Raw genomic sequence first — 26,861 nt, forward strand, 5'->3', positions numbered from 1 at the left:
AATGGCCGAAGCTTAGTCTGGCCCCTGCCCCCCGTTTGCAGACAATGGAAGAGCAAATGGTCTCGGCGCATAGGCCGATCGCGCCAACGCGATTGGTACGAAAATCAGAACGTCGCCGACCTGATCAGGCCGGCGGCACTAGCGCCGTTACCCGTTCAATGGCGCGCCTAACAGCGGGCCGACCAGCAACCTTTTCGTACCAATGCGCAATGTTCGGCGTATTTGCAAAATCAATGCCGGCAAACTCGCGCCGCCAAAGCCAACCGAAATGCGTGATGTCGGCGATGCTGAAATCGGGACCGGCAACAAACTCCGATTTGGCCAGCGCCGCTTCCAATACCGCAAGGACACGTTCTGACTCTGTCTGAAAGCGGGCTATGGCAAAGGGAATTTGCTCCGAAGCCTGCCGCTTGAAGAAGCCAAGCTGACCTAAGGCCGGTCCGATTCCCGTAAGGTGAAAGAGCATCTGCTCGAATACGCGCGCACGACCGAAGCGATCCAGGGGCAACAATCGACTGGTCTTCTCAGCCAAATAGATCAAGATCGCGCCAGATTCACTGAGGGTGAAAGGCGCGCCGTCCGGCCCGTCGGGATCGACCAAAACCGGGACCTTCCCGTTGGGATTGATCGCCAAATAGCCGGGTTGCTTCTGCTCCCCCTTGCGCACGTTGACCGCCTCGATTTCGTAGGGCAGGTCAAGCTCTTCCAACGCGATCGGCACCCGCACACTGTTCGGTGTTGAGAAGGCAAAAAGCTTTATCATGGATTCCTCTTCGAAGATCGTTGATGGGTGATAGCTGGCCGACCGTGCCAGCGTGTCGGCAGCCGCTCGTGGACTGGTCGGGATGGATGCTGGCGGCGCTCCAAACGCGTCAGCATCTTCAGACATGCAATAATGTCGAGCGGCTCAAGGCGGCTCGTGTAGTCGATGTTCACGTAGGAAAGGGCAATCTCTCCCGTCCAATCAACGACATAAGTCGCGGGAAGTGGCCGCAGCCAACTGTCCGGCTGACCGACCGGGGGCTTGCGCCCGGCCATCGTGTAGATTGGCCGAATTTCGTCGGGCACCGAATAGGCAATGCCGCAGCGTCGCGCCACATGAGCATCGACATCCACCAAGAGCGGGAAGCGCAATACATCCGCCCTCAGACGCGCATCGGGCGGTTGCGGTGAAATGGCGATCAGACTTGCGCCAAGACCCGCGATGTCCTGGAACGCCGCCGACATTCCAGCTAATTCCATTGTGCAGTAGTCGCACCAGTCGCCGCGATGGAAGCTGACCACGACCGGTCCGCGCTTGAGCAGAGTTGTAGGCGCCAACGGCCGCCCGCCCAATCCAGCGCGTGTAAACTCGGGCATGAACTGGCCGGCCTTAACGGCCTCGTTCATAATGCCCGCGCTTTCGAGAGCACTCTGCGCACGCGCGAAGGCGGAGACCACCCTTGGGTCAGCGGTCGCCTCGAAGGCCTGACGAAAGGCCTTCAGGCGACCATTCAGCGACCTTGCGCTATTGGTGGGAGAAGGAATGGGAAACGACATAGGCCAAGAGTTTGATCATTCCTGTTTCTTTGTGGTACTCCTCGTAACGTGATATCGTTCATTCCAAGGGAGAATGGATGTGAATCGACTTTCGGCCATGGAGGCGTTCGTTCGTGTGATGGAGACCGGCTCGTTTTCGGGCGCGGCCAGGCAACTGCGCATTGGCCAACCTGCGGTTTCCAAGGCGGTGGCACAGATTGAGGACAGACTGGGGGTGCGGCTTTTGCTGCGCACTACGCATGGCCTAACGCCGACCGAATCCGGTCAAAGCTTCTATGATCATGCCAAACGGGCGATCGAGGAGGCTGAGGAGGCTGAACTGGCCGCCCGCGGTGCCGGTGCTGCGCTATCAGGTCGCCTGCGTGTCTGTGCCGCGGTTACCTTTGCCCGCTTACACGTGATACCGCGGCTCAAGGCGTTCCTTGACCAACATCCTGCCCTCGAAGTTGACGTTGTCCTTGATGACAGGAATGTGGACCTTGTCGAGGCCGGCATAGATGTCGCTTTGCGCATGGGATCTCTTACGGATTCCTCCCTGACAGCGCGCAAGATCGGCCAAGCTCGCCGACTGGTGATCGGCACCCCAGCCTACTTCAAGGAGGCAGGGACGCCAAAGACGCCCTCCGATCTGGCCGACCACGAGTCAATTATCTACGATCAGCGCGGTGGCGGCACGGCGTGGACCTTTCGGCAAGGGGCGGCCGAAATTGCCATCACACTCAAGGGACGCGTTCGCGTCACCGCGGCCGAGGGTGTTCGCGAGGCCGTCCTCGGCGGCCTTGGTCTAACCGTCTCCTCAGAGTGGATGTTCTCGCCTGAATTGCGGTCTTGCGGGGTTCTTGCCGTGCTTGAGGACTGGAGCCTGCCGGCGATGGATCTCTGGGCTGTCTTTCCTACAGGGCGGCAGGCGAGCGCCAAGGCGCGCGCCTTCGCCACTTTCATAGAAGGCTGTATTTCTGGCGAGTCGATTAGCGACGAAGAAACCATTGCAGCCGAATAACTGAGATGGCGAAATTGATCTGCGGGACCAAAGGTCCGTAGAACAATCGCTCGGTTTGCCCTGACCAGCCGACTACATTCCATTCGGGAATAATCGCTATTCGGTTTGGGCTTCTACCCCCTCAATTGGACGTTAGGCATTCAGGGACCGTCGGTGCCGTTCCATGCGTCGCCTCCGCTCCAACCAACGAGGAACGATCTGATGTCGAGACTTCAAAATAAGGTCGCCGTGATAACAGGCGGCACAAGTGGCATTGGCCTTGCGACCGCCCAGCGCTTTGTGGCCGAAGGTGCGTTCGTATACATTCTTGCACGCCGCAAGGACGAGCTCGACAAAACTGTGGCCTCGCTGCGTGGGAACGCGGCCGGTGTCCAAGGCGATGTGAGCAACGTCGAAGACCTAGAGCGCCTCTATACGCAAATCGCGAAAGATGGACGCAAGCTCGATATCGTCGTCGCCAACGTCGGCGCCGTCAATAGCGTGAAGCTTGAGGACGTCACGGTCGACAGCTTCAATCATAACTTCGATGTCAACACCCGCGGCGTCCTGTTCACCGTTCAAAAGGCACTGCCGCTCCTCAAGGATGGCGCCTCCGTCATTCTGACCGGCACGATCGCGTCGCTGCGCGGCTTTCCCGGCCGCACCGCCTATGCGGCGTCTAAAGCTGCCCTGCGTTCTTATGCGCGGACCTGGACAACCGAGCTGAAAGGGCGCGGCATCCGTGTCAACGTGATTACCCCTGGTCCTTGCGACACTCCGCTTATCGATGCCCAGGAAAGCTCGCCTGAAGCGGCTGCGGCGGTTCGCGCAAAGCACGCGGCCAACATCCCCCTCGGCCGCATGGCCCGACCGGAGGAGATCGCAGCCGCGATGCTGTTTCTGGCCTCCGATGACGCAAGCTTTGTTGCCGGCAGCGAGCTGCTGGTCGATGGTGGCATGTGCTCGGTTTGATTGCCTAACCCCTATCGCGTGGCAAGTGCGACACGTCCTGCACGTCGTCAGCTGTTTTCACCTGGAAGCCGGTGGGGCTAAGGGCGGCCCCAACGTTCTGTCTCACTCGGCGCCTGCCAGTTTCTTGGCGCTCGAGAGCGCGGCCGGCGTTTCGGTCAGGCGATCGTATAGGCGTACATTTCGTACTTGATCGGCGTGTACGCACGCGTCTTGAGCATCCAGCCACCACCCGTATCTTCGAGCAGCGCATAAACGTCATCTCGGGCCCCGCCCTTAAGCTCTTCCAGCAGCTTCGTGACGTATTGGTATTGGTAGACCGTGTCCACCATACCGCGTTTCACGACAGGCCGACCGCGGAGTTCGTAATGGACCTTGGCGAACATCGGGTGCGCCGAGCGCGGCGCGCCGAAACCCTCCAGTTCATCCCCGCTTTCCAAGGACGGATGGTCCTCCACATATTTGTTGAAGGTTTCTATTGTCGCCTTCAGCTCTGCGCTGCAGTCGCGGAAGATGAACTGGATGAACTCCGTCAGCGTGTCAGGCAAGAGGTCGAAATCGAAATACTCCTCCTCGATGCCGGGATAGTCGCCATAGATTGCTTGCCCGCGATTCATGCGCTCGGTCCAGTTAAACACATTCATCGCTGTCTTCTGCATAATGACGCTGGGATGCAGGTCTCGGGACAGATGCGCATAGAACATCGTCATCAGCCCGCTGTCGGCGATGGAGGGCCGGCCGCCGAGCAGGTATGGATAGTGCCGGAAATGCTCGTCGAGTATCTGGAAGGCCTCTGCAATCGATTCTTCCACCGCTGGGATGCTGTCAGGCGTCACACCAAACTCGATCGTGTAGTTTTTGGCTTGATTGAAGAAATCGGCACCGAGACGATAGCGTTCCTCCATCGGCAAGTCCTTGGAGGTGTTCTGCACAAAGCCTTTGCGAAGCGACTCCTCGTGCGTTGACAGGAAGTTCCAGCGATAGTGCATGCCGGGTTTCAGAAATAGGTCCGAGCCAAAAAAAAGTTAAGCAGCCAGGCCAACGTCGCCATCCGCTTCTCTTTCGGCAACATCGGAGTGCCGATGTTGTTCTCCTCGAAGTGCATCATCGTCTCGGTGGAGTCCTGCATCACCGTGCCGTCCGGCATCTCCACCACCGGCACAACGAAATAACCGATGCCGGGCAAAATGTCAGTGTGATAGCGCGGGTCTCCAGGAAAGCGCTCCTCGAACTTGACGCCTTTCTTGGTCAGATATGAGCGCATCTTCCCTGACCAAGCCGAAATGGGCATCGCCCACAAAACGATGCGATCGTGCTTTTTTCCTGTGTTGTGGAACATAACCATCCTCCCTTTCGCGCGACAGCACGTTTTCTCCTCGCCGTGCCAGGATAAATCAACCAGCGGTCCTTCGCCGGCGCTAAGGCAGATGACTTGGCGAATTCCCGATAATTATCGAACGATAACTTATACGAATTTGCCCGTCAACGGGGTCTGAGACAGGGCCATTCAACGCGATAATTGAAAGGTCCAGACAGGCGTCTCGGACCATTTAGTTATCGGCCGATAATTTCATTGGCATGCCAAGCGCGTTGCGTTAGCCTGCGGCTGGCGCGTCGGCGAGGCGGCCGTCACACGAAAGCCCGAGTGGGGAGAAAATGGTATGGGAGCGGTCAAGATCGTAGCGTTCTTCAAGCGGAGGATTGGCATGACACGCCAGGAATTCATCGACTACTACGAGACGGTGCACTGCAAGCTGGCTGAGAAGTACCTCGATCGCTCCGGCATTGTCCGTTACATGCGGCGCTACCTGAATCCCATACCAGACTGGCTCACCGATCGGACAAGCGACTCGGGTTTCGACGTCGTTATGGAATTGTGGTTCGAGGACAAGGCCTCTTTCGACGCCGCGTTCGGCGGCACTCCCGACCCAGTTGTGGCGGCGGTATTCCGAGAGGACGAGGAGCGGATCTTTGATCGGAGTTGCGTCTCCTACAACATGGTTGAAGAATACGACACCGAATATTTCCGCGCTTTATGACAGCCGACGGTGCTAATTGGCGCGCCGCCCGGCGCGGCGGCATTTCTTGATTCCAAGATCGAGGCACTGACGGCTCGTTTGCCGTTTGATAAGATGCCCAAGGCTGGCGACTTGGCACCGGAATTCTCGCGTCCAGGCGTTACAGGTGAAACCATATCGTTGCTCGAAACGCTTGCCGGTGGTCCGGTCGTCCTCACCTTTTATCGGGGCGCCTGGTGCCCCCTACTGTAACATCCAGCTTGCAGCTTATGAGCGCGCCCTGCCGAGATTGCTGAGGCCGGTGGGTGCCTCATCGCTATTTCACCGCAGAAACCAGACGGCTCCTTGTCGATGACCGAAAAAAACAACCTCACGTTCGATGTTCTCAGGACGCCGGCAACGCAGTCGCACGGAGGTTTGGTCTGGTTTACCAACTGCCCGACGATCTCAAAAGCGCCACCCCTTGCGGCGTCGACCTGGCCGTGATCAACGGCGATGGTAGCTGGAGCTTCCCATACCCGCAACTTTTGTCATCGGCCTCAACGGCCACGTGCAACTTTCTCATGCGGAAACTGACTATCGCAAGCGCTTGTCGTGCCGCGCAGGCTTGCGTGACGGATGCACATACCGGTCATCCGCACTCCGCCTGACCGGTTCGGCCGGCTCGATATCGCTCAGCCGCGACAGTCCGGCACGCTTGAGAACCCGGCTGACGGTGGCGGGCGAGACGCCGACCTCATGGGCGATGTGCTTGCCGGTCCAACGTTGCCGCCGCAGCGCCACGATGCGCTCGGCGATCGACGAAGTTGTGGCCTGTGGCATATGGGCAGGCCGCGAGGACCGGTCGACCATGCCGGCCCGCCCTTCGGCCCTATAGCGCTCGACCCAGCGTGCCACGATCTTCGCCGACACACTATACGTCCGCGCCGCATGGGCTTTGGAAAGATGGCCTTCGATGACCGACAGCGCCATCTCCTCTCGACGCAGCGGCGTCAGACGGGCATTCTTGTGGATGTTCATTCGGACCCTCCGATGGATGCTGAAGCGTGGTAACTCCAGTTTCCTCGGTCTGGTCCGAATGGACAACCTCCTGAAAGCTCACATTTAGGCCACCCCGCAACCTCTCCGCGGCGAGCGAGCGTCTGCTCTCGCCCGCCGCCTCGGCCCCAGACGTTGTGGCCGATGTACTTCTCGAAGGTGATGATGTGGTGTACCGATTCCCGTGTCCAGGCCCTGCGCAGGTCCGTCAAAACTCCACGCTTGTTGAACAGCCTCGCGATCTCTAGCTGTGTCTTGCGTGCCTTCACGAATTGGTTGAATATCGACCGCACGATAGCGATCTCTTCTGGTGGTCCAGGCACCAGGATGACCCGGTCCGTCTGTAGGCTCTTATATTCGTGGCGCGCAAGGATGGCCTTTGGCTGCCCCGCTTTATCCAGCAGCAGGCGTCTGAGGCCAAGGCCGGGAATTCCGCCCTGCCAAAAACCCATCCGAACCAACCTGCATTGGCCAATGAAAACTTTCTGCGAGAGCATACGGCTTTGCTCGGCCGCTATGCTGCGCTTGATGGCCTTGAGCACATCGGAGCCGATGCTGCCGTCATTGACGAACTGCTCCGCGCAATATTCGATCCGCACGCCTGCCATCTGGCAGCGATATTCATAGGAAGCGCTTTCATCGATGTTTTGAAACCGGCCCCAGCGGCTGACGTCGTAGACAATGACGGTTTTGAAATCCGCGCCTCCTGTTTCAATGTCGGCCAGGAGGCGCTGTAACCCGACTCGCCCCCCAATCCTTAAGCCGCTTTTGCCGGCGTCCTCATAGGTGGCGACGATGTCGTAGCCCATGATCTCGGCATATGCATCGATCGCGTCTTTCTGGTTCGCAATAGAATAGGTCTGCAGGTCGGTTGACATGCGTACGTACTGCGCCGCGCGGGTTTTCGGCTTGAATGCGGAGGCCTTCGGAACGCTCGCATCTTTACCCATAGTTTCTCGTGCCCGCAGCGACGTCGGTCTGTAATATATGACCAGCTTCAACCTGCCGTCAGGTTACGGACAACCCGACAGTTTGTATCGAATGGGTTGTTGTGACGACGATAAGCGGCTCGGGACGAAACATTCAACCAGCGAGAAACCATGTCTTATATCGTGACGAAACACGCCCCCGTTCCGCCGTATTGCGGCCGCACGGGACGATCCATAGGGATTTCAGACCTTTAAGGGAGACTTCACATGACCTTTTACAAAGCCATAGCCGCCGTGCTTCTGGCCGCGGCCGTCGCCGGCTGCCAGTCGCAGACCGAAGGCCAGCAGCGGGCCACCACCGGTGCCCTGCTCGGTGGCGCCGGCGGCGCGCTCGTCGGCCAGGCGATCGGCGGCAACACCAAGAGCACGGTGATCGGCGCAGCTAGCGGTGCCTTGCTCGGCGCTGTCGTCGGCTCGGCCACCACCCCGCAGGAGCCGCGCGGTCAGCAACTCTGCCGCTACCAGGACCGCTACGGCCGCATCTACACCGCGCCCTGTGACGACCGCTACTACAACGGCAATTATTGAGCGAGACGACACCACCGGTTTTCCCTTCTCCCTTGTTGCGGGAGAAGGGGCGATGTCATCTTTTGCGCATTTGACGGTGCTATAGGGCTGATACGGCGGGCAAAGGAGGGTCGAAATGACCACGATGAGCCTTGCCGGCGCCTTAGCGAGCCGAAGCAAACATCTTGCAAAGCGTCTGCTTGGTTATGATTCCCGCAACTGGCTGCGTATCCGCCAGATCGAGGCCTTCACGCTCTTCCTTGAAGCGGCAAACCGCAAGGCCTCGGACGTTATTGAGATTTCGCCCGGCTGGAACCGATACTGGCGAGCGATGTGTCCGAACTACCGGTCGGTCGATTTCCCCGATTTCGACATCTGCAAGGACCGCACCGAGGAGCAATATTCCATCGTCATCGCCGACCAGGTGCTGGAACATGTGCGGCGGCCGCTGGCGGCGGCACAAAATATCCACGCCATGACCAGACCCGGCGGCTGGGCGATGGTGGCGACACCCTTCCTGTTCCGGGTGCACGCCAGGCCCCACGACTACAGCAGATGGACCCCCGCCGGCCTGAAGCAGCTGATGGTCGAAGGCGGCTTCCCCGAAGCCAACGTCAAGGTCGATGGCTGGGGCAACAAGGCTTGCGCCAGGGCCCATATAGGCGGCCCCGTACGCGCCTACGGCCTGTGGCGCGATCTAAGCAACGACGAGGAATACCCGCTGATGGTCTGGGCGTTCGCCAGGAAGGCTCTGTAGATCCAAGCCTAGGTGTTTAGTCCCGGCATTTGATGGATTGATTGGATCGAGTCTGAATCGCTGAAACGGCTTACCGACTTTCCGTGGCCGAGGGGATCGGGATAGGGACCCCGGTAGGTCCGTCCGACTGTCCGGCCCGGCGGTATTGTCTCGATCTCAAGCTCTGCTCGTTCGACATCGTGCGGGGGGTGGAACACCGGGCATTCAGTCGAAGTCGCTTCTGGCGATGCTTTCTGCCGCGGCCAACGCCGAGGCCAAAAACTTGCCGCCGATCAGCGGCATGCGCTGCGATTGACGGTGAGCCTTTTAATTGGCCAAGATCCTGAACGGGTCAACACGGCAGCATCGGCGCAGACGTCTTTCCGGTGCCCTGCCATAAGAACCCTCAGCGGGGGGCGCGTTTGTGTCAGATGGGCCAATGCATCGGGCCGCGCCTAACCCCTTGAAACAGATTCTTTTTCAAGCCGGAACAATTGGCACGGCAGTCGCTTTACTGACTCGCGTAGGTTGTGTCGGAGCGCGAGTACGATGGTTGCGGCGCGAGCAAACTGGAAGGGTTTCATCAAGTTCGGAGAAGTCGCCTGTGCGGTAGCGTTGTACACGGCCGCATCCTCTTCCGAGCGCATCGCCTTCAACACACTCAATCGTGCGACCGGCAATCGCGTTCGCCGCGAATTCGTCGACAGCGAGACCGGCGATCCGGTCGGGCGGGACGATCAGGTCAAGGGATACGAGATCGAGAACGGCGACTACGTCGTGCTTGAACCGGAGGAAATCGCGGCGGCGGTCCCCGAGAGCGACAAAACCCTCAAGGTCGAAGCGTTCGTTCCCTGCGACGAGATCGACGACGTCTATTTCGACAGGCCGTACTACCTTGCGCCGGACAGAATGGGCGCCGACGCCTTCCGGCTGCTGCGCGACGGCATGCGGCAGGCGAAGGTCGCCGCGCTGGCACGAACCGTTCTGTTCCGGCGGCTGCGCACCGTGTTGATCCGCCCGCACGGCAATGGCCTGATCGGCACGACTTTGAACTTCGATTATGAGGTACGCTCGGCAAAGGAAGCCTTCGACGACATCCCGGAAATGAAGATCGAGGGCGAGATGCTCGATCTCGCCAAGCACATCATCAACACCAAGAAGGGTTCGTTCGACGCGAAGAGCTTCGATGACCGTTATGACGCAGCGGTCGCCGAACTCGTCAAGGCGAAGATCGAGGGCAAGGCATTGCCGAAGAAAAAGGCGCCGGCGCCATCAAAGCCGAGCGATCTTCTGCAGGCCCTGCGTCAGAGCGCCGGTTTGGGATCGAGCGAGAAGCCGAAACGCGCCCCCGCGAAGAGCAACGCCGGCGCGAAGCCGCCGAAGCGCGCGGCCAGCTCGAAACGCGCAGCCTGATCGGAGGAGAACGACATGGCGGTGCGTCCCTATTGGAAAGGCTACCTGAAGCTCTCGCTAGTTACCTGCCCCGTGCAGATGATGCCGGCGACCTCGGAAAGCGAGAAAGTCCGCTTCCATACGCTCAACCGCAAAACCAATAATCGCGTCGTGAGCCACTACGTCGATGCCGTCACCGGCAAGGAAGTCAGGGAGGAAGACGAGGTCAAAGGCTACCAGCGCGGCGAGAACGACTACATCATCCTCGAAGACGAGGAACTCGAAAATGTCGCCCTCGACAGCACCAAGACCATCGATATCGACGTCTTTTCCCCGCGCGATTCCATCGAATGGATCTGGCTCGATACCCCTTACTATCTGTCGCCCAACGATGCGGTTGGTGAGGAAGCGTTCTCGGTCATCCGTGATGCCATGGCTGCGGAAGACATGGTCGGCATCTCCAGGCTGGTGATCTCACGTCGCGAACGCGCGGTCATGCTCGAACCGCGTGACAAAGGGATCGTGTTGTGGACGCTGCGCTACGGCGATGAGGTCCGCGACGAAAACGCATATTTCGGCGATATCGACAATGCGAAATCCGATTCCCAGATGATGCCGCTCATCCAGCAGTTCATCGAGAAACAGACACGCCATTGGGACAGCAAGCTGGTGTCGGATCCCGTTCAGAACAAATTGCTGGAAATCATCGAGTCCAAGCGCAAGAAAACAAAACGGCCGGCAAAGACCAAAGGCGCCGAGCCGAAGGCCACGCCCAATAACGTCATCAACATCATGGACGCCCTGCGCAAGTCCGTCGAGGCCGAGAACCGTCCGCCCAAACGCTAAAGCGGGCGATCGTGCAAACCGGCCGCCCCGCTGCTCGCGCGCCAGCTGACCCGGCGATCCGGTCACGTCGTGAACACCAACGTGACCGAAGGCACATGCCTGGGTCCACGTCGGCTCTGTCGGGACCGGCTTCAATCTGGAGGACGCGTTTGACAAACCGCGGACGCGGACGCCAGCCGTGCCGTTAAAGGGCAGGAACCTTGTTTTCGCTCAGCCAACGCTGATCGCCGAGATCGAATTCGCGGCTCGAGCAAGGATGGCAAACTGCGTCACGGCTCGTATAAGGACTGCGCGAGCTCCAGGACAATGCCGCGGTTTGGAGGTGAGCGATCGCAAAATCTGATCAGGCCGCCTGCTTCATCGTGCGTGCGAGCTGCTTGATCGCGGCCTCCAGCGAGCGATGCCCGTTTTCATAATCCTTCCACGCCGCGCTTTTCGAGAGCAACGCAGGCACGGTCCGCAGCGTAAAGCGCTTCGGGTCAAGATCGGTTTTGACCTGGGTCCAGGTGAGCGGCATAGACACGGTCGCGCCAGACCGCGCGCGAGGTGAAAGCGGGGCAACCGCCGTCGCCATGCGATCGTTGCGCAGATAGTCAAGAAAGATGCGACCGTGGCGATGGCTCTTCGCCATCTTGATCAGATACAGGTCCGGATTGTCGCGCGCCATGCCCAGGCAGACGTCATGCGCAAAGCCCTTTGCCTGCGGCCAGGTGAGCTTACTGCGCTTGGCGACCGCCAGCGGCGTCACGACATGCAGTCCCTTTCCGCCGGTCGTCTTGCAGAAGCTAACGAGCCCCAGATTGTCCAGGCGCTCTCGCATTTCCCTCGCCGCTTGTACGACAGTCGAAAACGGAACGTCTGGACCCGGATCGAGATCGAAGACCAGCCGACCCGGGACCTCCGGATGCTGCGGCTCGCAATTCCAAGGGTGCAGCTCAAGTGCGCCGATCTGTGCCACGGCGGCCAAACCTTCGACCCGGTCGATCTGCAGGTAAGGCTTCTTATCGCCGAACACTTGCACCAGTTCCAGGAGGTTGGAGGTCCCCGGCATGGCATGGCGCTGGAAGAACTGCTCGCCGCCGATTCCATCGGGCGCCCGAATAATCGAGCACGGCCGTCCGCGGATGTGCTCGATCAGCCAGGGGCCGACGGCCTCATAATAGCGGGCAAGGTCTTCCTTGGTCACGGGCCGGCCATCGTCGGCATCGGGCCACAGCGGTTTGTCCGGGTTCGAGATCAGCACGCCCATGACGTTGACCTTGCCGCCGCGATGGGGAGATTTCGACGTCGTTGGCGCGGCCGGTTCCGGCACCTCCGTCTTTGCCGGCGACGCGGCATTCTCGGCCTCGACCTCGGCGGCGGGTTTGTCCTCACGCAACCCCTTGAATGCCGCCTGACGAACGAGCCCGTCCGAGGTCCAGCCGGCGAACTCGATTTCCGCGACGAGTTCCGGCTTGAGCCAGACGACGCCAGCCTCCTTCTTCGGCGCGCCGATCCCGGTAAACGGTGACTTCGTGGCCTCGACTGCCTTCAGCTTTGGCAACAGGGTTTTGACCTTTTCGGCGCCGTAGCCAGTGCCGACGCGACCGACATAGACGAAGTGGTCACCGCGGTTGACCCCGACCAGAAGTGACCGGAAGGTGCCGTTGGTCGTCGAATAGCCTCCGATCACCACCTCGTGGCCGGCACGGCACTTCGATTTTGCCCAGGCCTCCGTGCGGCCGGAAACGTAGGGCGCGTCGGCGCGTTTCGAGATTATCCCTTCGAGCGACAAGCGACAGGCCGAGCGCAGAACTGCCTCGCCACCCGTCTCGAAGTGCTCCACGAAACGGATGCGATCATCCTCGCCAGCATCGGAAAGAAATTGCTGCAATCGCGCCTTGCGTTCACTCAGGGGCAAAATGCGCAGGTCCTCACCGCCTTTGAATAAAAAATCAAACGCGAAATAAACCAGCGCATTTGTCTTCCCTTCGGAAAGGGCAGCCTGCAGGGCGGCAAAGTCGGGGGCGCCGTTCTCGTCAAGCGCGCAGATCTCGCCATCTATGATCGCGTCCGGGAGCTCGCCGGCCGAACGCGCAATGGCAGCATATTTGGCCGTCCAGTCGAGACCCTTGCGGGTCTTCAACGTGGCTTCGCCGTTCAGCACGCGCATCTGGATGCGGTAACCGTCGAATTTGATCTCGTGCAGCCAGCCGCTTCCGGAGGGCGGCCGCGCAAGCGTCTCGCAAAGCTGTGGTGCGATGAAATCGGGCAGATCGGCAGCGCTGGCCGTATCCGGCTTCCTTTTTCCGCGACCTTTCGCTTTCCGCTCCTCGGCCGCAAGCCCTTTGCGACTGTCCCAGACGGCATCGGCCTCCACCTTGCTGGCCTGCAGCATGAACGGCTTGGGCTTGCGGCCTTTGCCGGAAGCAATCGCCTCCATGCTGCGGCCGGAGGCGACAGAGGTCTCGTTCTCTTCCAGAACCGCGCCGCCGTTGTCCTCGACAGCGAATTCATCGCGATGCTTGATCAGCAGCCAGTTGGTGCGTTTGCTCCGCTCCCGGTCGTTGGCCATCCGGACCAGAACAAAACCGCCATGCAGCCGCTCTCCGTCGAGCGTGAATTTGAAATCTCCCTTCGCCAGCGCCTGCTCGGGGGTCTTCTTTCCCTCCGGCTCCCAATAACCGCGGTCCCAGAGCATCACCGTTCCGCCGCCATACTGCCCCTTTGGAATAGTCCCTTCGAAATCGCCATAGTCGAGTGGGTGATCCTCCACCTCCACGGCAAGACGCTTGTCGTGCGGATTGAGCGAGGGGCCTCGGGTGACGGCCCAGGATTTGAAGACGCCGTCGAGCTCCAGTCTCAGATCATAGTGCAGCCGCGTGGCATCATGCTTCTGGATCACGAAGCGCCGACGGTTAGCAGGTTTGATCGCTTCCTGGCCGCTCGGTTCCTGCGAGAGTTCGAAGTCGCGTTTGGCCTTATACCTTGAGAGCTTGTCGGTCGCCATCGGTTCCTCGGATTGAGGGCAAGGTCCCTCTCACGGAAGAATGTTCCGAATGAAGAACAGGTTCCACGACCGGGCATGTTGGTCGGCACGACAGGGAAGGTCGTGGATGGCCGATCACAGATCGGAGCAGTCCGAGCTTTCGCGTTACCACGGAGTTGCCGAACGCCATGTGCATTTTTTTGCGCCGCAGCCCCACGTCTGTGGCGCACCGTCGCCGCCTTCAGGAGGGCTAAAGGCTAACATTATTAGTGCCACCACCTCGTTGGACCCGCCGAAGCGTATCTAGAAGGCCATCCGCTCAACGCTGTCGATTAGACAATCCAGGTGAAGGAGTTTCCGCTGCCAGAGAGGCCCAGGAGATCGTGGTGCGACATATGAAGTCTCCGCTGATGATCGGGGAGGGCACATGGCGGCGCCTACCGGCACCCATGAGACCGAGCCCGAACTCTGGCGCTTGAGCGACGCCTTCAACCTCATTGTCATTGCAACCTTCGGCGTCTCAACTGCGGCATCGCGTCAGTCGAAGAGGTCGCGCGCTGATGGTGGACAATGAAGACTGACGAGGTTGTCATACTCAGTGGCCAATGATGCGGCGAAAGGTTCAACCGCATCCAGGTTTTAAGAGTGAACCGAATTTTGGCGGAAGACGACGCGACGCTCTGAGGCCGCCCAAGTCATGCGAATCACGACGCGTCTGGTATTCGGTACCCGACAATTCGCCCGGTCGGTACGAGTTGGGAAAGAAAGTCGAAGTCCCGAATGTTTTCCGTGAGCACACTTGCACCCAGCTGCCGCGCCTGCAGGAACAACAAGGCGTCGTTGACGAACTTGCGCTCATGGCCTTCACCCTTCGGCAAATTGCTCATTCGGAACAGAAGACCGGCGAGGATGCCGGCTTGCCCCCAGATGGCAGCGTCGGGAGTGTGAAGTCGGTGCTCTGGTATATCCGCGACCGTTGCCCGGATCGCTTCCAGCACGGTCTTCGTCGATGTGTGCTTCGGATCCAATCGGCCGAATGCGCGTGTCAGCTCGGAAAGGCATACGGCCGAGTGATGGCATAGCCTGTACGTCAGAAGCCTATCCACCTCTACCGGCGATCGGCCCTGCAGGACATCCAGATACACGGTAGCATCCAGAAATAATGGACCGCCAATGACAGGTTCGTCGTCGACCCATGGCAGATCGTCATCGGCCCGGCGCGCGAGTGTTCCCTGGCGCTTCTGAGGTTTGAATGATCGGAGGGTGTCGGCGAGATCAAATCCCAAGGTCGATATCCGAGTGAATGCTGCCTTTGCGCTTCACGAGACGGGCCCCGAAGTCATCCTCCAGCGCCAGCCGCGACAGCGCAAGCTCCAATAACTCGGTGTCCGACCTGACGTGCGCGCGCTTCTTGGCCGCATCGATCAGCTCTGACGATACGCGCCCCGAGAGGCGCGTATTCTTAGCGGAGCCAAGGAGACCGACGGCCCTCGCTTGTTCGAGCACGAGTTTGTTGCGGGTCAGTGCGACCGTTGCTTCGCTGTCTGCTGCAGTATGAATTTGAGCACTCATGCCGACCTCCGATGTTGAACATAACGTAATTTACGTTCAACATAGATGCAAGGAGTAGCCGTTGGCCCGATTGGAAAGTGGGAAGGTGGATTCCCGGATCAGCACCTTGCAGGCCATTGAGGCGGCTTTGATAAAAGCAGGTGTCGAATTCTTAAGGGCGGGGCAAAAGAGTGAGGGGGCTCGATTTATGGACCCTCACGCTTGAAGGCTAGTTGCCGAACGAGAGTGCCCGCTCCCATGAAACGGTGCGGTCTCCTCCTATCTTGCCTATGTGGCTTGCAGAGCCGGTCGGATTTGGGGCCAAGGGAACTCAGCATCGTCTTTGACGGCTGCCCTTCTCTGACGATGGCATCGAGCTTGGCTGCCACACCTGCAAGGGGCGCAGTCGGGGTATGGGACAGAAGCTTGAGCAGTGCCTCGGCTAGGTCGCCGGACTCGTGCTCGCCCCGCAAAACTGCCGACCACCCGCACGCGCATCGAACATCAGGAATGGGGCCGGAAGCTGGCCGGTTCGAGGCTGAGATTATCAGAAGCGGACCTGTATTCGTCGCCCGTGGCCGCCCCAACTTTCTTCCCATTCAATCGAACCCCAAGCGACGTTGCAAGTAAAGCAGCCTTCCAAATCCGAGTAAAGGATACGAAATGTCAAAGTGGACAGACCACTTCGATTTCGCTATCCCTTTTCCTTATGATCGCTGGAGGAAAATATGGAAGGCTTGGCGGGTAGAGTTGCGTTGATCACCGGCGCCGGCCGGGGCATTGGGCGGCTGGCCGCGTTGCGGCTGGCCGGGCACGGCACAAGGGTCGCGCTGGTTTCGCGAAGCGCGGACCAGCTCAATGACACGCTGGAACAAATTGAAGCCAGGGGCGGATCCGGCATTGTCATCCCTGGCGATGTGGCATCCGCCGAGTCCGTCGCCTCGATCAAGAGCGAGGTCGAAGCCCGCCTTGGCCCGCCTTCGATCCTGATCAACGCGGCCGGCATGTTTGGCCCTATACAGATGGTCTGGAAAACCGATCCGGCGGCCTGGATCAACACGGTAATGATCAATACGATCGGCCCTTATCTGACAAGCCGCGCCTTCGTCGAAGACATGGTCCGCAAGCGCTGGGGGCGCATCGTCAACATTACCTCCGCCGCTGCCCTGCATGAGCCGGGGCCGATCAACAGCGCCTATGGCACGAGCAAGGCCGCGCTCAATCAGTTCACGCGCCATCTCGCCGCAGAGCTCGAAGGCACCGGCGTAACGGCGAATGTGATCCATCCGGGCGACGTGAAGACGGAGATGTGGGCCGATATCCGCGATGGCGTGTCGGATCTCGGACCTGTCGCCGAACGCTATCGCGAGTGGGCGGCCTGGGTCGAGCGGACGGGTGGCGATGATCCCGAAAAGGCGAGCGAGCTCATCGAAAGGCTGATGGGCGAAAACGCCGCCCACATAAACGGGCGATTCCTCTGGATCAAAAACGGGCTACAACTGCCCATACCGAGCTGGGGCGAATTCAAACCCGCGGAGGCATGGGAAAGCTCATGACACAACGTTCCGACAGGCCGTCGAAGCGGGCAGGCACGAAGCTGCACCCAATAGCTGAGACGCTGCAGGCCGCCAACACCGGCGTTGCCCAGGCGGTCGTCAACCGAATCCTCGACCTAGTGCGAACTGGCATGTTGCGATCCGGAGACCGGCTGCCTTCCGAGCGCGAGCTGATCGAGATCCTCAATATCAGCCGGCCGAGTCTGCGCGAGGCGATACGAGCCCTGTCGACGCTAGGCGTTGTGGACAGCCGCCATGGCGGCGGCGCCTACATCACCAGCCTCGATGCGCGAACCCTGCTTGCGCCGCTCGACTTCTTCCTGTCGCTGACGCCTTCGAACCTGGCGGATGTTTTCGAAAGCCGCCGCATCATCGAGGTCGAAATCGCGCGCAAGGCGGCAGTCAATGCAAGCGCCACCGATGTCGAAGCGCTCAACGGCATGCTGGTGGCGCATGAGAACGTGTTGGCTGACCCCGTGGGTTTCAGAATTCTCGACGCGCAGTTTCATGCCAGGCTTTGGCAAATGTCCGGCAACACGGTTCTCGATCGCATAGCCTACGGGCTCTACAACATGGGGCTCGATGTGCGCCGCCGCGCCACCGAGGACGTTGCCCTCATCCGCCGCAGCCTTGGCGAACATAAAAGGATCGTTCGCGCCATCGCCGATCACGACAGCACGGGCGCGGCCGAGGCGATGTCGGCGCATCTCGACCATATCGAGGAAAGCACCCGCGCGATGATCGAGTCCGATGTCGCCGCACTTTCACGCATATCGGCGCTGCGACGCTGACTCAAACACGTGGGCGCTTGCGTTTGCAGGTGGCTCAAGTTAAAAGTGGTCTGTCCACTTTGGAATGGGAGGAACTTTCCATGCGCGACATTTCCCGCCGCACGTTCATGAAGAGCGCGACGGCTTTAGGCTTGATTTCGGCCCTAGCACCTGCGGCGGCCCGGGCAGCCGGCGAACCGGCCAAGATAGGCATCGTAGGCAAGGTAAAGATCCCCTGGTTCGACAACGTCGAGAAAGGCGTTCTCAAGGCTGGCAAGGACCTTGGCGTCGACGCGTCGATCATCAATCCGACGACTGATGATCCCGCCGAGCAGGTGCGGGCCATCGAGGATCTGATCGCCAAGAAGGTGGACGTGATCGGCGTTGTGCCGAATGACGGAAAGGCGCTCGAGCCCGTCCTCAAGCGGGCGCAGGACGCGGGCATCAAAGTCATCATGAATGAATCGCCCGGCCAGAAGAACGCCGACTGGGACATCGAACTCATCCAGGATAAGGCTTTTGGTGAGGCGCACCTAGAAGCCTTTGCCGGGGCGATCGGTGGCGAGGGCAAGTATGTTGTCTTCGTCGGCGGCCTGACTGTGGTGCAGCACAATCTGTGGGCTGATTTCGCGCTCGAGCTTCAGAAGCAGAAATATCCTAAGATGCAACAGGTCGGCGACCGCTTTGGTGTCTCGAATAGCGTCGACGACAGTTACAAGACCGCCATGGACCAGATGCAGGCAAATCCCGATCTGAAGGGGTTCCTCATCTTCGGTGCAAACGGGCCGATCGGCGCGGGCAATGCCGTCAGCGACCGCGACCAGATAGGCAAGGTCATCGTCGTAGGGCCATTCATCCCGAGCCAGGGCCAGAAGCTGATGAAGTCCGGCGCCATCACCCGCGGCTTCCTTTGGAACCCGGTCGATTCAGGCTATGCAATGGTCGCGCTCGGCAAGACGGTCGCGGCCGGCACGGAGATCAAGACCGGTGTCGACATCCCGGGCATGGGGCCCTGTGAGGTCGACGCCTCGAGCCATGTCATCCGGGCCAACAAGCAGATCGATCTTAACCCGAAGACCATCGATGAATGGGCCAAGGTGATCTGACCAGACAGATGTCGGAGCGGACCCACGGCATCCGGTAGGCAGTCGCAACGTCCCGTTCCGGCGCGGCATGGGACGTTGTGTTCTTCGCTTTCGAGAATGCAGCAGTGGACGAAACAAGGTCAGCTGATGAATAGCCCTGCCGCCGGGGATGCAAGCCTCCTCACCTTGTCCAGGATCAGCAAGCAGTTCGGCGGAACGCGGGCGCTCGACGCGATCGACTGGTCGATCGCCGCCGGCGAGGTGCATTGCCTGGTCGGCGAGAACGGCTCGGGCAAGTCCACCTTGATCAAGATCCTCTCTGGCGTCCACGCGCCCGATGCTGGCGGCTCGATCGCCATCGACGGGACAGCCCATGCCCGGTTGACTCCGCAGCAAGCGAGGGCGCTCGGCATCCAAGTGATATTCCAGGACCTGTCGCTGTTTCCGAACCTCACGGTCGAGGAAAACATCGGCATCGGGCTGGAATTGTCAGCCCCGCTGAAGCTGCCGCCCCGAGCCGAAATACGAAAGGTCGCCAAGGCAGCGCTAGAGCGCCTGGATACTCAACTTCCCCTCGATCTGCTGGTCGGCAGGCTGTCGGTCGCGCAGCGTCAGATCGTGGCGATATGCCGGGGCATCGCTTCCAACGCGCGCGTCCTGTTCATGGATGAGCCGACCGCCTCGCTGACGCGCCACGAGGTCAACCTGCTGCTGGCCACCGTCCGCAGGCTGAAGGCGCAGGGCATCAGCATCGTTTTCGTCAGCCACCGGCTGGAAGAGGTCACCGAAATCGCCGAGCGTATCACCGTGCTGCGCGATGGGAAGAAGGTCGGCACCTTTCCCGCCCGCGAGATCGACGACAACCGCATCGCCGAACTGATGACCGGCGAAAGCCTGGAGAACAAGGTTTCGGCGCGCCCCGTCGACGAAAGAAAGCCGGTGCTCGAAGTAAGGGGCGCGACCCGTGTCGACGAATTTGAGGACGTATCCTTCACTATCCGCGAAGGTGAGATCCTCGGCCTGATCGGCCTTCTGGGTGCCGGCCGGACCGAACTGGCGCTCTCGCTTTTCGGCATGACCAAACTCGATCGCGGCGAGATCCTGGTCGGTGGAAATCCCGTGCGGCTGCGCTCCAACAAGGCGGCCATATCGGCAGGCATTGCTTATGCCTCGGAAGACCGGCTCGCACTGGGGGTGAACCTCCGCCAATCGATAGCCGACAACATCGCGATCACCGTGCTGAAATCGCTCAGCGATCGGTTCGGCATGGTGCCGTTCCGTCGCCGGGCAGCCTTGGCGAAATCATGGGTCGAGCAATTGAAGATACGCGCGGCAAGCGTGGAGGCCGCCAGCCAGACGCTATCGGGCGGCAACCAGCAGCGCGTGGTACTTGCCAAATGGTTGGCAACCAACCCGAAGGTACTCATTCTCGACGGCCCGACAATCGGCGTGGACATTCGCAACAAGGCCGGCATTCATTCGCTGATCAGGTCGCTGGCGCGGGAGGGAATGAGCATCCTGCTGATCTCGGACGAGGTGCCGGAAGTGTATTTCAACAGTGACCGCGTTCTTCACATGCGACAGGGCCGCATCGTCGGCGAGTTCCTGCCCGGCTCGGTCGCCGAAGCCCGGCTCTCGGAGGCGGTGCATGCCTAGACTGCTGGCGACCATTTTCGGGCAGCCCGAACGCGCCCTCGGCGCAGCCATTTTCGTGACGGCGATCATTCTCGCCGCCTCGTCTCCCCACTTCCTGACGATGTCGAATCTTGTGAACCTCGTCGAGGCTTATTCGGTGATAGCGATCCTCGCCGCCGGCGTGTTCGTCGTCCTGGTCTGCGGCGGCATCGATATTTCGTTCACGGCCACGGCGGCGGCCGCCCAATATCTGGCCGCGACGCTTGCCACCACCTACCAAATGCCGGTCATTCCAACGCTGGTGATCGCGGCAGCCTTTGGTACCGCACTTGGCGCGCTGAACGCGGTGCTCGTGCATTTTCTGCGCGTCGGCTCGATCATCGTCACTATCGCGACGTCGAGCATCTACTACGCGCTCCTGATCTACATCACCGATGCGCATGAGATCTACAATCTGCCCGATTGGTGGGCCGAGCCTGTCGTTGTCTACCGGACGATCCTTGCCTCGGGCGACGTGGTCAAGATCGGCCTGCCCACCCTCGTTATGTTGGCGGTGGTGCTGCTCACGCACTTTCTGATGAAGCACACACGACTCGGCCGACAGGTTTACGCCTTTGGCGGCAACCCGGAAGCGGCAAGTCGCATTGGCATCAACGTGCTCGGCGTCCAGCTCTTTGCCTATGGCTACCTTGGCTTTCTCGCCGCAGTCGGCGGCTTCATCCAGGCCTATCGCGTTCACCAAGCGGTTCCGACCGCAATGGCCGGGCAGGAGCTCAACGTGCTTGCCGTAGCCATCCTCGGCGGCGCCAGCCTCGTCGGCGGAAAGGGATCGATGGCCGGCGTCCTGCTTGGCGTGCTCTTCCTGGCCATGTTGCAGAACGGGCTCAATCTTCTCGGTATTTCCTCTTATTTCTTCGGCGTCGTCACCGGCCTGGCGATCCTGGTCTCAATCGTGATGACCGGATACGCTGAAAAGCGCTCCACTCGACGGCAACGCATCCAGGCCGGTTGAGGGGATATCCGATGTCGGAGCAAAGGGTGCGACAGCTCAACAGCCAGTTCGATAGCGCGATAGCGCTTTTGCGCCAGCCGGCCATGGGCAGGGGCGGCTTGCTCGCACTCCTCATGGCATTGATGGCTGTCTTTTCGGTCCTCGAACCGGGTACCTTCCTGCGCGGCGCGACGCTACAAGCGATGATGTTCCAACTGCCTGAACTCGGCCTTCTGTCGCTGGCGATGGCAATTCCGCTGATTTCGGGCGGCATCAATCTGGCGATCATCGCGACCGCCAATCTGGCGGGTCTGCTGATGGCCTGGATCTTAACTTCGTTGATGCCGCCGGACGCCGCGGGCCTTGACCTGGCGCTATGGATGACGGCTGCCTTGCTGGCAGGGCTGGCGCTCTGCGCACTGACCGGGCTGATCACCGGCTTCCTCGTCGCGTACGCCGGCGTTCACCCCATCCTGGTCACGCTCGGCACGATGACGCTACTTCATGGAACCAGCATATACTTCACACGCGGACGCACGGTGTCGGGCTTTCCCGAGGCTCTGATAGCGGTATCCAACGAAACCGTGCTGGGCGTACCCACCTCGTTCCTGCTGTTCACGATAGTGGCGATGATCATTCATGTGCTGCTTACCCGCACGCCGCTTGGTATCCGCATGCACATGATCGGATCCAACCCGGAGGCGACCAGATATTCGGGTGTCGACACGGGCCGAGTCCTAATATGGGTCTATGTCTTGTCGGCCCTGCTGTGCTGGCTTGCGGCCATTGTCATGATGGCCCGGTTCAATTCAGCCGGCGCCGAGATCGCACAATCCTATTTGTTGATAACGGTTCTCGCGGCCATCCTGGGCGGGATCGATCCGTATGGTGGTTTTGGAAAGATCGCAGGCCTGTTCGTCGCACTGGTCATTCTTCAAGTCATCGCCAGCGGCTTCAACATCATCGGGCTAAGCCCTCATCTGGCGCTCACAGCTTGGGGGCTGATCCTTCTATTCGTGGTCGCCGCCAAACGCTTAACAGTTCGGCTTTGATGCCCGCGAGAATGCATTGCATCGAGGGTTGGCGCCGAGCCTTGACGGCTTGAGGCATTCGCAGCCTAAGGGGACGAGCCCGCCTATCCAAAACGGCGAACTGACGAGTATGCAGAGCAGTCGCAGCGAGACACTGGAAAACAGTCGACGGCTTGATCTAGACTATGGCGTTCATGTCGAAAATCCCTCTTTGGTTCCTGGCGCTCCGCCCGATCTTGAGCGTGGGACCGAGCGCAGTCGCCATGCAGCGCTCAACCTCAAGGTCTGATGGACGTCTGCTCAGCCTTCCCACTGTGGGCCATTCAGAAGGTGCCGCGGTGCCCGCCAAGGCGCCGGTCGGGAGTTGGACAACTTCCTAGCCGACGTGCAGCTGGCTGTCGGCCACAACGTTCTGGGACGGGAGCTGATGCTGGAGCGGCTGCTTTAGCCGTCCGGCCCGGTTCCTCTCGGCGTCCAGCAGTTCCTCCTCGGTTATCAGGCCGTTCATAAACAGCTTGAGCAGGTGGGACGCGATGCGCTGGGCCTGCTGCGATTCAAGGGGAGTGCCGTTCTCGTTGCATACAATGCGGCACACGCGAGAGAGCATATCGATCTCGCACGGCCCCAAGCACTGACCGGGGTACAACATAGCCTTTCCTCCTCGAAAGCTACGAAACCCGGACAGTGCGACAGGCGTGTGAATTCCGCAATTGATTTTGGCGTGATCGGGTGTGCTGTCAGGCGCGGCCCGTGTGCACCCGGGACGTGTGGTGGGTTGACACTGTTCCGAACGAATAGGGAGCGTTTCCCTGCACATTTTAGGAGCTTCTAATGCCTGCCCGCCACAAAGGCATTCCCACCGACAGCTCCTCGACCGCTTTGGGTCACGAAACCGGACTGGTGGCTTCTGGCCTGAGATGTCCATGTCCGGACGTTCAGATCTTAAGGCTTGAGGGCTGGAACCGGTCCAGTTGGAGATGCATAGGGAACAACCATGCAACGGTTGAATGTTGGCCGGCTCTTTTTGTCGACGAGAGCACCGGCCTACCCGAGAGTTTGGCTCGCCAGAGCATAGGTCTTCGGCGTAGCCGGGCCGCCGACGGAGAAATCGGCGAGGCGTTTGCCCAACGACATGGTCAGCACCGTATCGAAGACCGGCATCCCGGCGTGCGAAAGAAAGGCGGCGAACTCGCCGCTGTCCATGTGGGTGTCGACCCGAAGGAAAGACCCCGAATGGTCGGCGACGTGCGGCCGCACGATAGCTACGGCGTCGGTATCGCTTTCGGCCACGACCGGTCCCACCACATGGCCGCGCCCGAATGGCCGGCAGAGCGCGAAGGCGCTCAGCCTGTCGCCCTTGAAAAGCCCATAGCCGGCCGAATGCGCGAAGAGCATTTCAATGAGCGCCGTCCGCTTCACGCCAAAGCCGGCCGCGTCGAGCGCGATCCCTGCCGGAATATCGCTTGCCGCCAAAGCCCGGATGTCGCCGCGCGCGCCCGGCTGACTATCCATTGTTGGCATGCGGGCGATGCCTTGGCATTGATAGACGGTCTTCTCCGGCTGGAAGTCGAGCGAAAGGTAGAGCCGCCTTGCCGCCCGGGTCGCATTGAGGCGCAGGTCGCGCCCGGCGACCTTCTCGAAGACCCGCTGCATCAGCCATTGCCCCGCACCGAGCGTCTGCAGTCGCGGCGAGGTGATGACCATTCCAACGGTCGCGAAATCGGCGCCATGCGCGAACCACATGGCCGAGCCCAGAACACGGCCAATCTCATCAAGCGCCACGAGCCCTTCCCCCACTTCGCGCAGGAACTGCCAGTCTTCGGCTCGGTGCGGCCATCCCACAGATAGGGAGTGCGCGTGCAACCGGTCGAGTTCGATGCCCTCGATGTCGCCGATGCGCATCGAGAAGGCATCGATTTTGAAACTTCCGGACGGCTTCAATTTCTTGCCTCAGAACGATTGCTAAGCGGGTGACACACAATGGCCGCCCGCCCCTGCCAACGCTAGACAACCAGGTCGATACGATTTGCTCGAAAGCCGCGCGCCAACGCAAGATTCGACTGAAACATTTCCGCTTTCAGCACGCAATCGCGAAAGAAGCCGCACATGCTGTTCCGACTTGTTGCAGCATACGGTCGACGGCACCCATCCGGCGCACCCGAAATCCCTGAGGGCTGGAATGGACGTCTTCGACATCCTCGACCGTCTCGTCGCCTTTCCATCGGTCGCCGGCAAACCGAACGGTGATATCGCCGGCTGGATCGAGACCTATCTCACGGAGCACGGAACGCAGGTCACCGTGCTCCCCGGACCGGAAGGCGATCGTTCCAATCTTTTCGCGACGATCGGCCCTGCTGATGTCCCCGGCTACATACTATCCGGCCACATGGACGTCGTCCCTGCCGCAGAGCCGCAATGGACCTCGTCCCCTTTCGCGCTGCGCCAGGAGGGCGAAAGGCTCTACGGACGTGGCACCACCGACATGAAAGGGTTTCTTGCCGCGGTGCTCGCGGCCGTACCCGCACTGACGGGACTGCGCCTTGCCAGGCCGATCCATCTCGCCTTCTCCTATGACGAGGAGGTCGGGTGCCGCGGCGTGCCGCATCTGATTGCCCGCCTGCCTGCCCTTTGCGCGGAGCCGCTCGGCGTCATCGTCGGCGAGCCGAGCGCCATGCGCGCCGTGTGCGCCCACAAGGGCAAGGCAGCCGCCCGCGTGACGATCAACGGGCGCTCCGGCCATTCCTCGCGGCCCGATCTCGGGCTTAACGCTATCCATGCCATGGCCGCGGCTCTGAGCGAGGCCGTGAGCGAAGCCGAGCGGTTGACGCATGGCCCGTTCGACCCTGCCTTCGAGCCGCCCTACTCCTCGCTCCAGGCGGGCGTGGTGGCAGGCGGACAGTCAGTCAACATCATTCCAGACACCTGCACTTTGGACCTGGAGGCGCGCGCCATACCCGGCGTCGATCCGGCCAGCCTGCTCGCGTCAGTCAAAGCGCTGGCAGAGGTTCTTACGGCCGACGGCTTCCGGGTCGAGTGGACGCTTATCAGCGCCTATCCGGCGCTATCGCTTCCGCGAGACGCGGCGCTGGCGACCCTGCTCTGCGAGTTGACCCGCGAAGCGCCGCTCGGCGCCGTCAGCTACGGCACGGAGGCCGGCCTCTATCAGGCCGCCGGCTTCGACGCGATCATCTGCGGCCCAGGCGACATTGGCCGCGCCCACAAGCCGGACGAGTACATCCTTGCGAGCGAACTCGCCGCCTGCCAGCGATTGATCGGGGCGCTGGGCACGCGCTGCGCGTCGTGACGAGGCAACCGCGATGACATTCCTGTTCAATTCCGATGCGCGCCGCGGTGCCGTCTTCGCCGAGGCGTTCGCGGGAGAATTACCGGACATCCCTTTCACGATCGATGCCGCAGCGGTCGATCCAGACGCCGTGCGTTACCTGATCAGCTGGACCGTGCCGGACGACCTCGCCCGCTACAGGAATCTGGAAATCCTGTTTTCCATCGGCGCCGGCGTCGATCAGTTTCGCCTCGATGCGGTGCCTCAAAACGTGAAGATCGTGCGCATGATCGAGGAAGGCATCGCGCGCATGATGCAAGAATATGTGACTATGGCCGTGCTCGCGCTCCATCGCAACCTGCCGGCCTATCTGTCGCAGCAGCGCGCCCGCCAGTGGAATGATATCGCGCAACTGCAGGCCCGGTCGCGCAGGGTCGGCGTGCTCGGCCTCGGACAGCTTGGCCAGGCCGTCCTAGACAGGTTGAAGCCCTTCGGATTCCCGCTTGCCGGCTGGAGCCGCTCGCCGCGACGGATCGAGGGCGTGACTTGTCATCATGGCGAGCTCGGGTTGGAACAGATGCTCGCGGCCAGCGACATACTGGTCTGCCTGCTGCCGCTGACCGAGGATACGCGCGGCTTCCTTGATGCCGGCCTGTTTGCGAAGTTGCCCAAGGACGCGGCGCTCGTCCACACCGGCCGGGGGCCACAGCTCGATCACGAAGCGCTTGTCGCCACGCTCGACAGGGGTCGCCTGTCGGCCGCAATGATCGACGTCACCGATCCCGAACCGCTGCCCGCGAGCCATCCTTTCTGGTCGCATCCAAAGATCATCCTCACTCCGCATGTCGCCAGTGTCACCCAGCCAGCGACCGCCGCCCGCGCCGTCATCGACAACATCAAGCGTCACCGCGCCGGACTCGACCCCATCGGGCTCGTCGACCGGTCGCGCGGCTATTGACTTTCCAACATGAAAGGCCG

General features: G+C 60.7%; 25 protein-coding genes and 3 pseudogenes. 17 read left to right on the top strand and 11 right to left on the bottom strand.

What is annotated here, in order from left to right:
* Positions 1-124: 124 nt before the first annotated feature.
* Entirely contained in the window at positions 125-763 is a 639-nt protein-coding gene (locus tag FJ958_RS22895) for a glutathione S-transferase family protein (protein WP_140745699.1), read from the bottom strand.
* Positions 760-1,539, bottom strand: a complete 780-nt coding sequence (locus tag FJ958_RS22900) for a peroxiredoxin-like family protein (protein WP_140745701.1) — start codon at positions 1,537-1,539, stop codon at positions 760-762. The genes FJ958_RS22895 and FJ958_RS22900 overlap by 4 nt, the downstream gene beginning before the upstream one ends.
* Before the next feature lie 79 nt (positions 1,540-1,618).
* Here FJ958_RS22900 and FJ958_RS22905 point away from each other — a divergent pair, with 79 nt between their 5' ends.
* Together FJ958_RS22905 and FJ958_RS22910 are read left to right on the top strand one after the other, a co-directional pair.
* Positions 1,619-2,539, top strand: a complete 921-nt coding sequence (locus FJ958_RS22905; protein ID WP_140745702.1) for a LysR family transcriptional regulator — start codon at positions 1,619-1,621, stop codon at positions 2,537-2,539.
* Positions 2,540-2,740: 201 nt separating this feature from the next.
* A complete protein-coding gene (locus tag FJ958_RS22910; RefSeq protein ID WP_140745704.1) occupies positions 2,741-3,490 on the top strand; it encodes an SDR family oxidoreductase in 750 nt (249 codons plus the stop codon).
* 155 nt (positions 3,491-3,645) lie between these two features.
* Here the strand turns inward: FJ958_RS22910 and FJ958_RS22915 are convergent, their stop codons facing one another.
* Both FJ958_RS22915 and FJ958_RS22920 read right to left on the bottom strand, forming a co-directional pair.
* Positions 3,646-4,476: a glutathione binding-like protein gene (locus FJ958_RS22915; RefSeq protein ID WP_140745706.1), complete on the bottom strand. Its 831-nt coding sequence runs from the start codon at positions 4,474-4,476 to the stop codon at positions 3,646-3,648.
* 8 nt (positions 4,477-4,484) lie between these two features.
* Positions 4,485-4,826, bottom strand: coding sequence for a glutathione S-transferase N-terminal domain-containing protein (locus tag FJ958_RS22920; RefSeq protein WP_140745708.1), 342 nt, complete (start codon positions 4,824-4,826; stop codon positions 4,485-4,487).
* A gap of 322 nt (positions 4,827-5,148) precedes the next feature.
* Between FJ958_RS22920 and FJ958_RS22925 the strand changes: the two genes are divergently transcribed.
* On the top strand, positions 5,149-5,526 hold the full coding sequence (locus FJ958_RS22925) for an EthD domain-containing protein (protein WP_140745710.1): 378 nt from the start codon (positions 5,149-5,151) through the stop codon (positions 5,524-5,526).
* Positions 5,527-6,150: 624 nt separating this feature from the next.
* On the opposite strand, the pseudogene FJ958_RS22935 reads toward FJ958_RS22925, so the two are convergent.
* Together FJ958_RS22935 and FJ958_RS22940 are read right to left on the bottom strand one after the other, a co-directional pair.
* A pseudogene (locus FJ958_RS22935) lies at positions 6,151-6,525 on the bottom strand (leucine zipper domain-containing protein); the annotation flags it as partial.
* Complete coding sequence (locus FJ958_RS22940; RefSeq protein WP_348642217.1) at positions 6,522-7,493, bottom strand: recombinase family protein; 972 nt, start codon at positions 7,491-7,493, stop codon at positions 6,522-6,524. The gene FJ958_RS22940 and the pseudogene FJ958_RS22935, both read right to left, overlap by 4 nt.
* 246 nt (positions 7,494-7,739) lie before the next feature.
* Between FJ958_RS22940 and FJ958_RS22945 the strand changes: the two genes are divergently transcribed.
* The 5 genes and pseudogenes from FJ958_RS22945 to FJ958_RS32145 form a co-directional block, all read left to right on the top strand.
* A complete protein-coding gene (locus FJ958_RS22945; protein ID WP_140745712.1) occupies positions 7,740-8,060 on the top strand; it encodes a YMGG-like glycine zipper-containing protein in 321 nt (106 codons plus the stop codon).
* Positions 8,061-8,175: 115 nt separating this feature from the next.
* Positions 8,176-8,796 (top strand): methyltransferase domain-containing protein, encoded by a 621-nt coding sequence (locus tag FJ958_RS22950; protein WP_140745714.1) that lies wholly within the window; start codon positions 8,176-8,178, stop codon positions 8,794-8,796.
* 528 nt (positions 8,797-9,324) lie between these two features.
* Positions 9,325-10,188 carry a Ku protein gene (locus FJ958_RS22955; protein ID WP_140745716.1) on the top strand — a complete coding sequence of 288 codons (864 nt, stop codon included), beginning with the start codon at positions 9,325-9,327 and terminating at the stop codon, positions 10,186-10,188.
* Positions 10,189-10,203: 15 nt separating this feature from the next.
* A complete protein-coding gene (locus tag FJ958_RS22960; protein ID WP_140745718.1) occupies positions 10,204-11,013 on the top strand; it encodes a Ku protein in 810 nt (269 codons plus the stop codon).
* An 88-nt stretch (positions 11,014-11,101) separates the two neighbouring features.
* Positions 11,102-11,339 (top strand): annotated as a pseudogene (locus FJ958_RS32145) (ATP-dependent DNA ligase); the annotation flags it as partial.
* A 17-nt stretch (positions 11,340-11,356) separates the two neighbouring features.
* Here the strand turns inward: FJ958_RS32145 and ligD are convergent.
* Positions 11,357-14,002, bottom strand: a complete 2,646-nt coding sequence (gene ligD / locus FJ958_RS22970) for a DNA ligase D (RefSeq protein WP_140745719.1) — start codon at positions 14,000-14,002, stop codon at positions 11,357-11,359.
* Between the two features lie 335 nt (positions 14,003-14,337).
* On the opposite strand from ligD, the pseudogene FJ958_RS32150 reads away from it, so the two are divergent.
* Positions 14,338-14,536: pseudogene (locus FJ958_RS32150) on the top strand (DUF1173 family protein); the annotation flags it as partial.
* 149 nt (positions 14,537-14,685) lie between these two features.
* Here FJ958_RS32150 and FJ958_RS22980 read toward each other — a convergent pair.
* Together FJ958_RS22980 and FJ958_RS22985 are read right to left on the bottom strand one after the other, a co-directional pair.
* Positions 14,686-15,267, bottom strand: a complete 582-nt coding sequence (locus tag FJ958_RS22980; RefSeq protein ID WP_140745720.1) for a hypothetical protein — start codon at positions 15,265-15,267, stop codon at positions 14,686-14,688.
* Positions 15,257-15,553, bottom strand: coding sequence for a hypothetical protein (locus FJ958_RS22985; RefSeq protein WP_140745722.1), 297 nt, complete (start codon positions 15,551-15,553; stop codon positions 15,257-15,259). Before FJ958_RS22985 ends, FJ958_RS22980 begins: the two co-directional genes overlap by 11 nt.
* 707 nt (positions 15,554-16,260) lie before the next feature.
* Here FJ958_RS22985 and FJ958_RS22995 point away from each other — a divergent pair.
* From FJ958_RS22995 to FJ958_RS23020, 6 genes are all read left to right on the top strand, one after another.
* Complete coding sequence (locus FJ958_RS22995; protein WP_140745723.1) at positions 16,261-17,088, top strand: SDR family oxidoreductase; 828 nt, start codon at positions 16,261-16,263, stop codon at positions 17,086-17,088.
* Entirely contained in the window at positions 17,085-17,879 is a 795-nt protein-coding gene (locus FJ958_RS23000; RefSeq protein ID WP_181176483.1) for a FadR/GntR family transcriptional regulator, read from the top strand. Before FJ958_RS22995 ends, FJ958_RS23000 begins: the two co-directional genes overlap by 4 nt.
* Before the next feature lie 80 nt (positions 17,880-17,959).
* Positions 17,960-18,964: a substrate-binding domain-containing protein gene (locus FJ958_RS23005; protein ID WP_246679711.1), complete on the top strand. Its 1,005-nt coding sequence runs from the start codon at positions 17,960-17,962 to the stop codon at positions 18,962-18,964.
* 126 nt (positions 18,965-19,090) lie between these two features.
* Positions 19,091-20,599, top strand: a complete 1,509-nt coding sequence (locus FJ958_RS23010; RefSeq protein ID WP_140745726.1) for a sugar ABC transporter ATP-binding protein — start codon at positions 19,091-19,093, stop codon at positions 20,597-20,599.
* Positions 20,592-21,590 (top strand): ABC transporter permease, encoded by a 999-nt coding sequence (locus FJ958_RS23015; RefSeq protein ID WP_140745728.1) that lies wholly within the window; start codon positions 20,592-20,594, stop codon positions 21,588-21,590. Before FJ958_RS23010 ends, FJ958_RS23015 begins: the two co-directional genes overlap by 8 nt.
* 26 nt (positions 21,591-21,616) lie before the next feature.
* Positions 21,617-22,621, top strand: coding sequence for an ABC transporter permease (locus tag FJ958_RS23020; protein ID WP_181176484.1), 1,005 nt, complete (start codon positions 21,617-21,619; stop codon positions 22,619-22,621).
* A gap of 355 nt (positions 22,622-22,976) precedes the next feature.
* Here the strand turns inward: FJ958_RS23020 and FJ958_RS23025 are convergent, their stop codons facing one another.
* On the bottom strand, positions 22,977-23,207 hold the full coding sequence (locus tag FJ958_RS23025; protein ID WP_246679712.1) for a hypothetical protein: 231 nt from the start codon (positions 23,205-23,207) through the stop codon (positions 22,977-22,979).
* Positions 23,208-23,644: 437 nt separating this feature from the next.
* Positions 23,645-24,502 carry a GNAT family N-acetyltransferase gene (locus FJ958_RS23030; RefSeq protein WP_140745796.1) on the bottom strand — a complete coding sequence of 286 codons (858 nt, stop codon included), beginning with the start codon at positions 24,500-24,502 and terminating at the stop codon, positions 23,645-23,647.
* Positions 24,503-24,779: 277 nt separating this feature from the next.
* On the opposite strand from FJ958_RS23030, the gene argE reads away from it, so the two are divergent.
* Together argE and FJ958_RS23040 are read left to right on the top strand one after the other, a co-directional pair.
* Entirely contained in the window at positions 24,780-25,904 is a 1,125-nt protein-coding gene (gene argE / locus FJ958_RS23035; RefSeq protein WP_140745734.1) for an acetylornithine deacetylase, read from the top strand.
* A gap of 13 nt (positions 25,905-25,917) precedes the next feature.
* A complete protein-coding gene (locus tag FJ958_RS23040) occupies positions 25,918-26,841 on the top strand; it encodes a glyoxylate/hydroxypyruvate reductase A (RefSeq protein ID WP_140745736.1) in 924 nt (307 codons plus the stop codon).
* Positions 26,842-26,861 lie beyond the last annotated feature (20 nt).

It is taken from the genome of Mesorhizobium sp. B2-3-5, from assembly GCF_006442395.1.
GTDB lineage: Bacteria > Pseudomonadota > Alphaproteobacteria > Rhizobiales > Rhizobiaceae > Mesorhizobium.

What these genes read in the sequence shown, in the direction of transcription:
- FJ958_RS22895 (WP_140745699.1), bottom strand. Translation starts at nt 763, where the DNA reads ATGATAAAGCTTTTTGCCTTCTCAACACCGAACAGTGTGCGGGTGCCG.
- FJ958_RS22900 (WP_140745701.1), bottom strand. Translation starts at nt 1,539, where the DNA reads ATGTCGTTTCCCATTCCTTCTCCCACCAATAGCGCAAGGTCGCTGAAT.
- FJ958_RS22910 (WP_140745704.1), top strand. Translation starts at nt 2,741, where the DNA reads ATGTCGAGACTTCAAAATAAGGTCGCCGTGATAACAGGCGGCACAAGT.
- FJ958_RS22915 (WP_140745706.1), bottom strand. Translation starts at nt 4,476, where the DNA reads ATGCACTATCGCTGGAACTTCCTGTCAACGCACGAGGAGTCGCTTCGC.
- FJ958_RS22920 (WP_140745708.1), bottom strand. Translation starts at nt 4,826, where the DNA reads ATGTTCCACAACACAGGAAAAAAGCACGATCGCATCGTTTTGTGGGCG.
- FJ958_RS22925 (WP_140745710.1), top strand. Translation starts at nt 5,149, where the DNA reads ATGGGAGCGGTCAAGATCGTAGCGTTCTTCAAGCGGAGGATTGGCATG.
- FJ958_RS22940 (WP_348642217.1), bottom strand. Translation starts at nt 7,493, where the DNA reads ATGGGTAAAGATGCGAGCGTTCCGAAGGCCTCCGCATTCAAGCCGAAA.
- FJ958_RS22945 (WP_140745712.1), top strand. Translation starts at nt 7,740, where the DNA reads ATGACCTTTTACAAAGCCATAGCCGCCGTGCTTCTGGCCGCGGCCGTC.
- FJ958_RS22950 (WP_140745714.1), top strand. Translation starts at nt 8,176, where the DNA reads ATGACCACGATGAGCCTTGCCGGCGCCTTAGCGAGCCGAAGCAAACAT.
- FJ958_RS22955 (WP_140745716.1), top strand. Translation starts at nt 9,325, where the DNA reads ATGGTTGCGGCGCGAGCAAACTGGAAGGGTTTCATCAAGTTCGGAGAA.
- FJ958_RS22960 (WP_140745718.1), top strand. Translation starts at nt 10,204, where the DNA reads ATGGCGGTGCGTCCCTATTGGAAAGGCTACCTGAAGCTCTCGCTAGTT.
- ligD (WP_140745719.1), bottom strand. Translation starts at nt 14,002, where the DNA reads ATGGCGACCGACAAGCTCTCAAGGTATAAGGCCAAACGCGACTTCGAA.
- FJ958_RS22985 (WP_140745722.1), bottom strand. Translation starts at nt 15,553, where the DNA reads ATGAGTGCTCAAATTCATACTGCAGCAGACAGCGAAGCAACGGTCGCA.
- FJ958_RS22995 (WP_140745723.1), top strand. Translation starts at nt 16,261, where the DNA reads ATGGAAGGCTTGGCGGGTAGAGTTGCGTTGATCACCGGCGCCGGCCGG.
- FJ958_RS23000 (WP_181176483.1), top strand. Translation starts at nt 17,085, where the DNA reads ATGACACAACGTTCCGACAGGCCGTCGAAGCGGGCAGGCACGAAGCTG.
- FJ958_RS23005 (WP_246679711.1), top strand. Translation starts at nt 17,960, where the DNA reads ATGCGCGACATTTCCCGCCGCACGTTCATGAAGAGCGCGACGGCTTTA.
- FJ958_RS23010 (WP_140745726.1), top strand. Translation starts at nt 19,091, where the DNA reads ATGAATAGCCCTGCCGCCGGGGATGCAAGCCTCCTCACCTTGTCCAGG.
- FJ958_RS23015 (WP_140745728.1), top strand. Translation starts at nt 20,592, where the DNA reads ATGCCTAGACTGCTGGCGACCATTTTCGGGCAGCCCGAACGCGCCCTC.
- FJ958_RS23025 (WP_246679712.1), bottom strand. Translation starts at nt 23,207, where the DNA reads ATGCTCTCTCGCGTGTGCCGCATTGTATGCAACGAGAACGGCACTCCC.
- FJ958_RS23030 (WP_140745796.1), bottom strand. Translation starts at nt 24,502, where the DNA reads ATGCGCATCGGCGACATCGAGGGCATCGAACTCGACCGGTTGCACGCG.
- argE (WP_140745734.1), top strand. Translation starts at nt 24,780, where the DNA reads ATGGACGTCTTCGACATCCTCGACCGTCTCGTCGCCTTTCCATCGGTC.
- FJ958_RS23040 (WP_140745736.1), top strand. Translation starts at nt 25,918, where the DNA reads ATGACATTCCTGTTCAATTCCGATGCGCGCCGCGGTGCCGTCTTCGCC.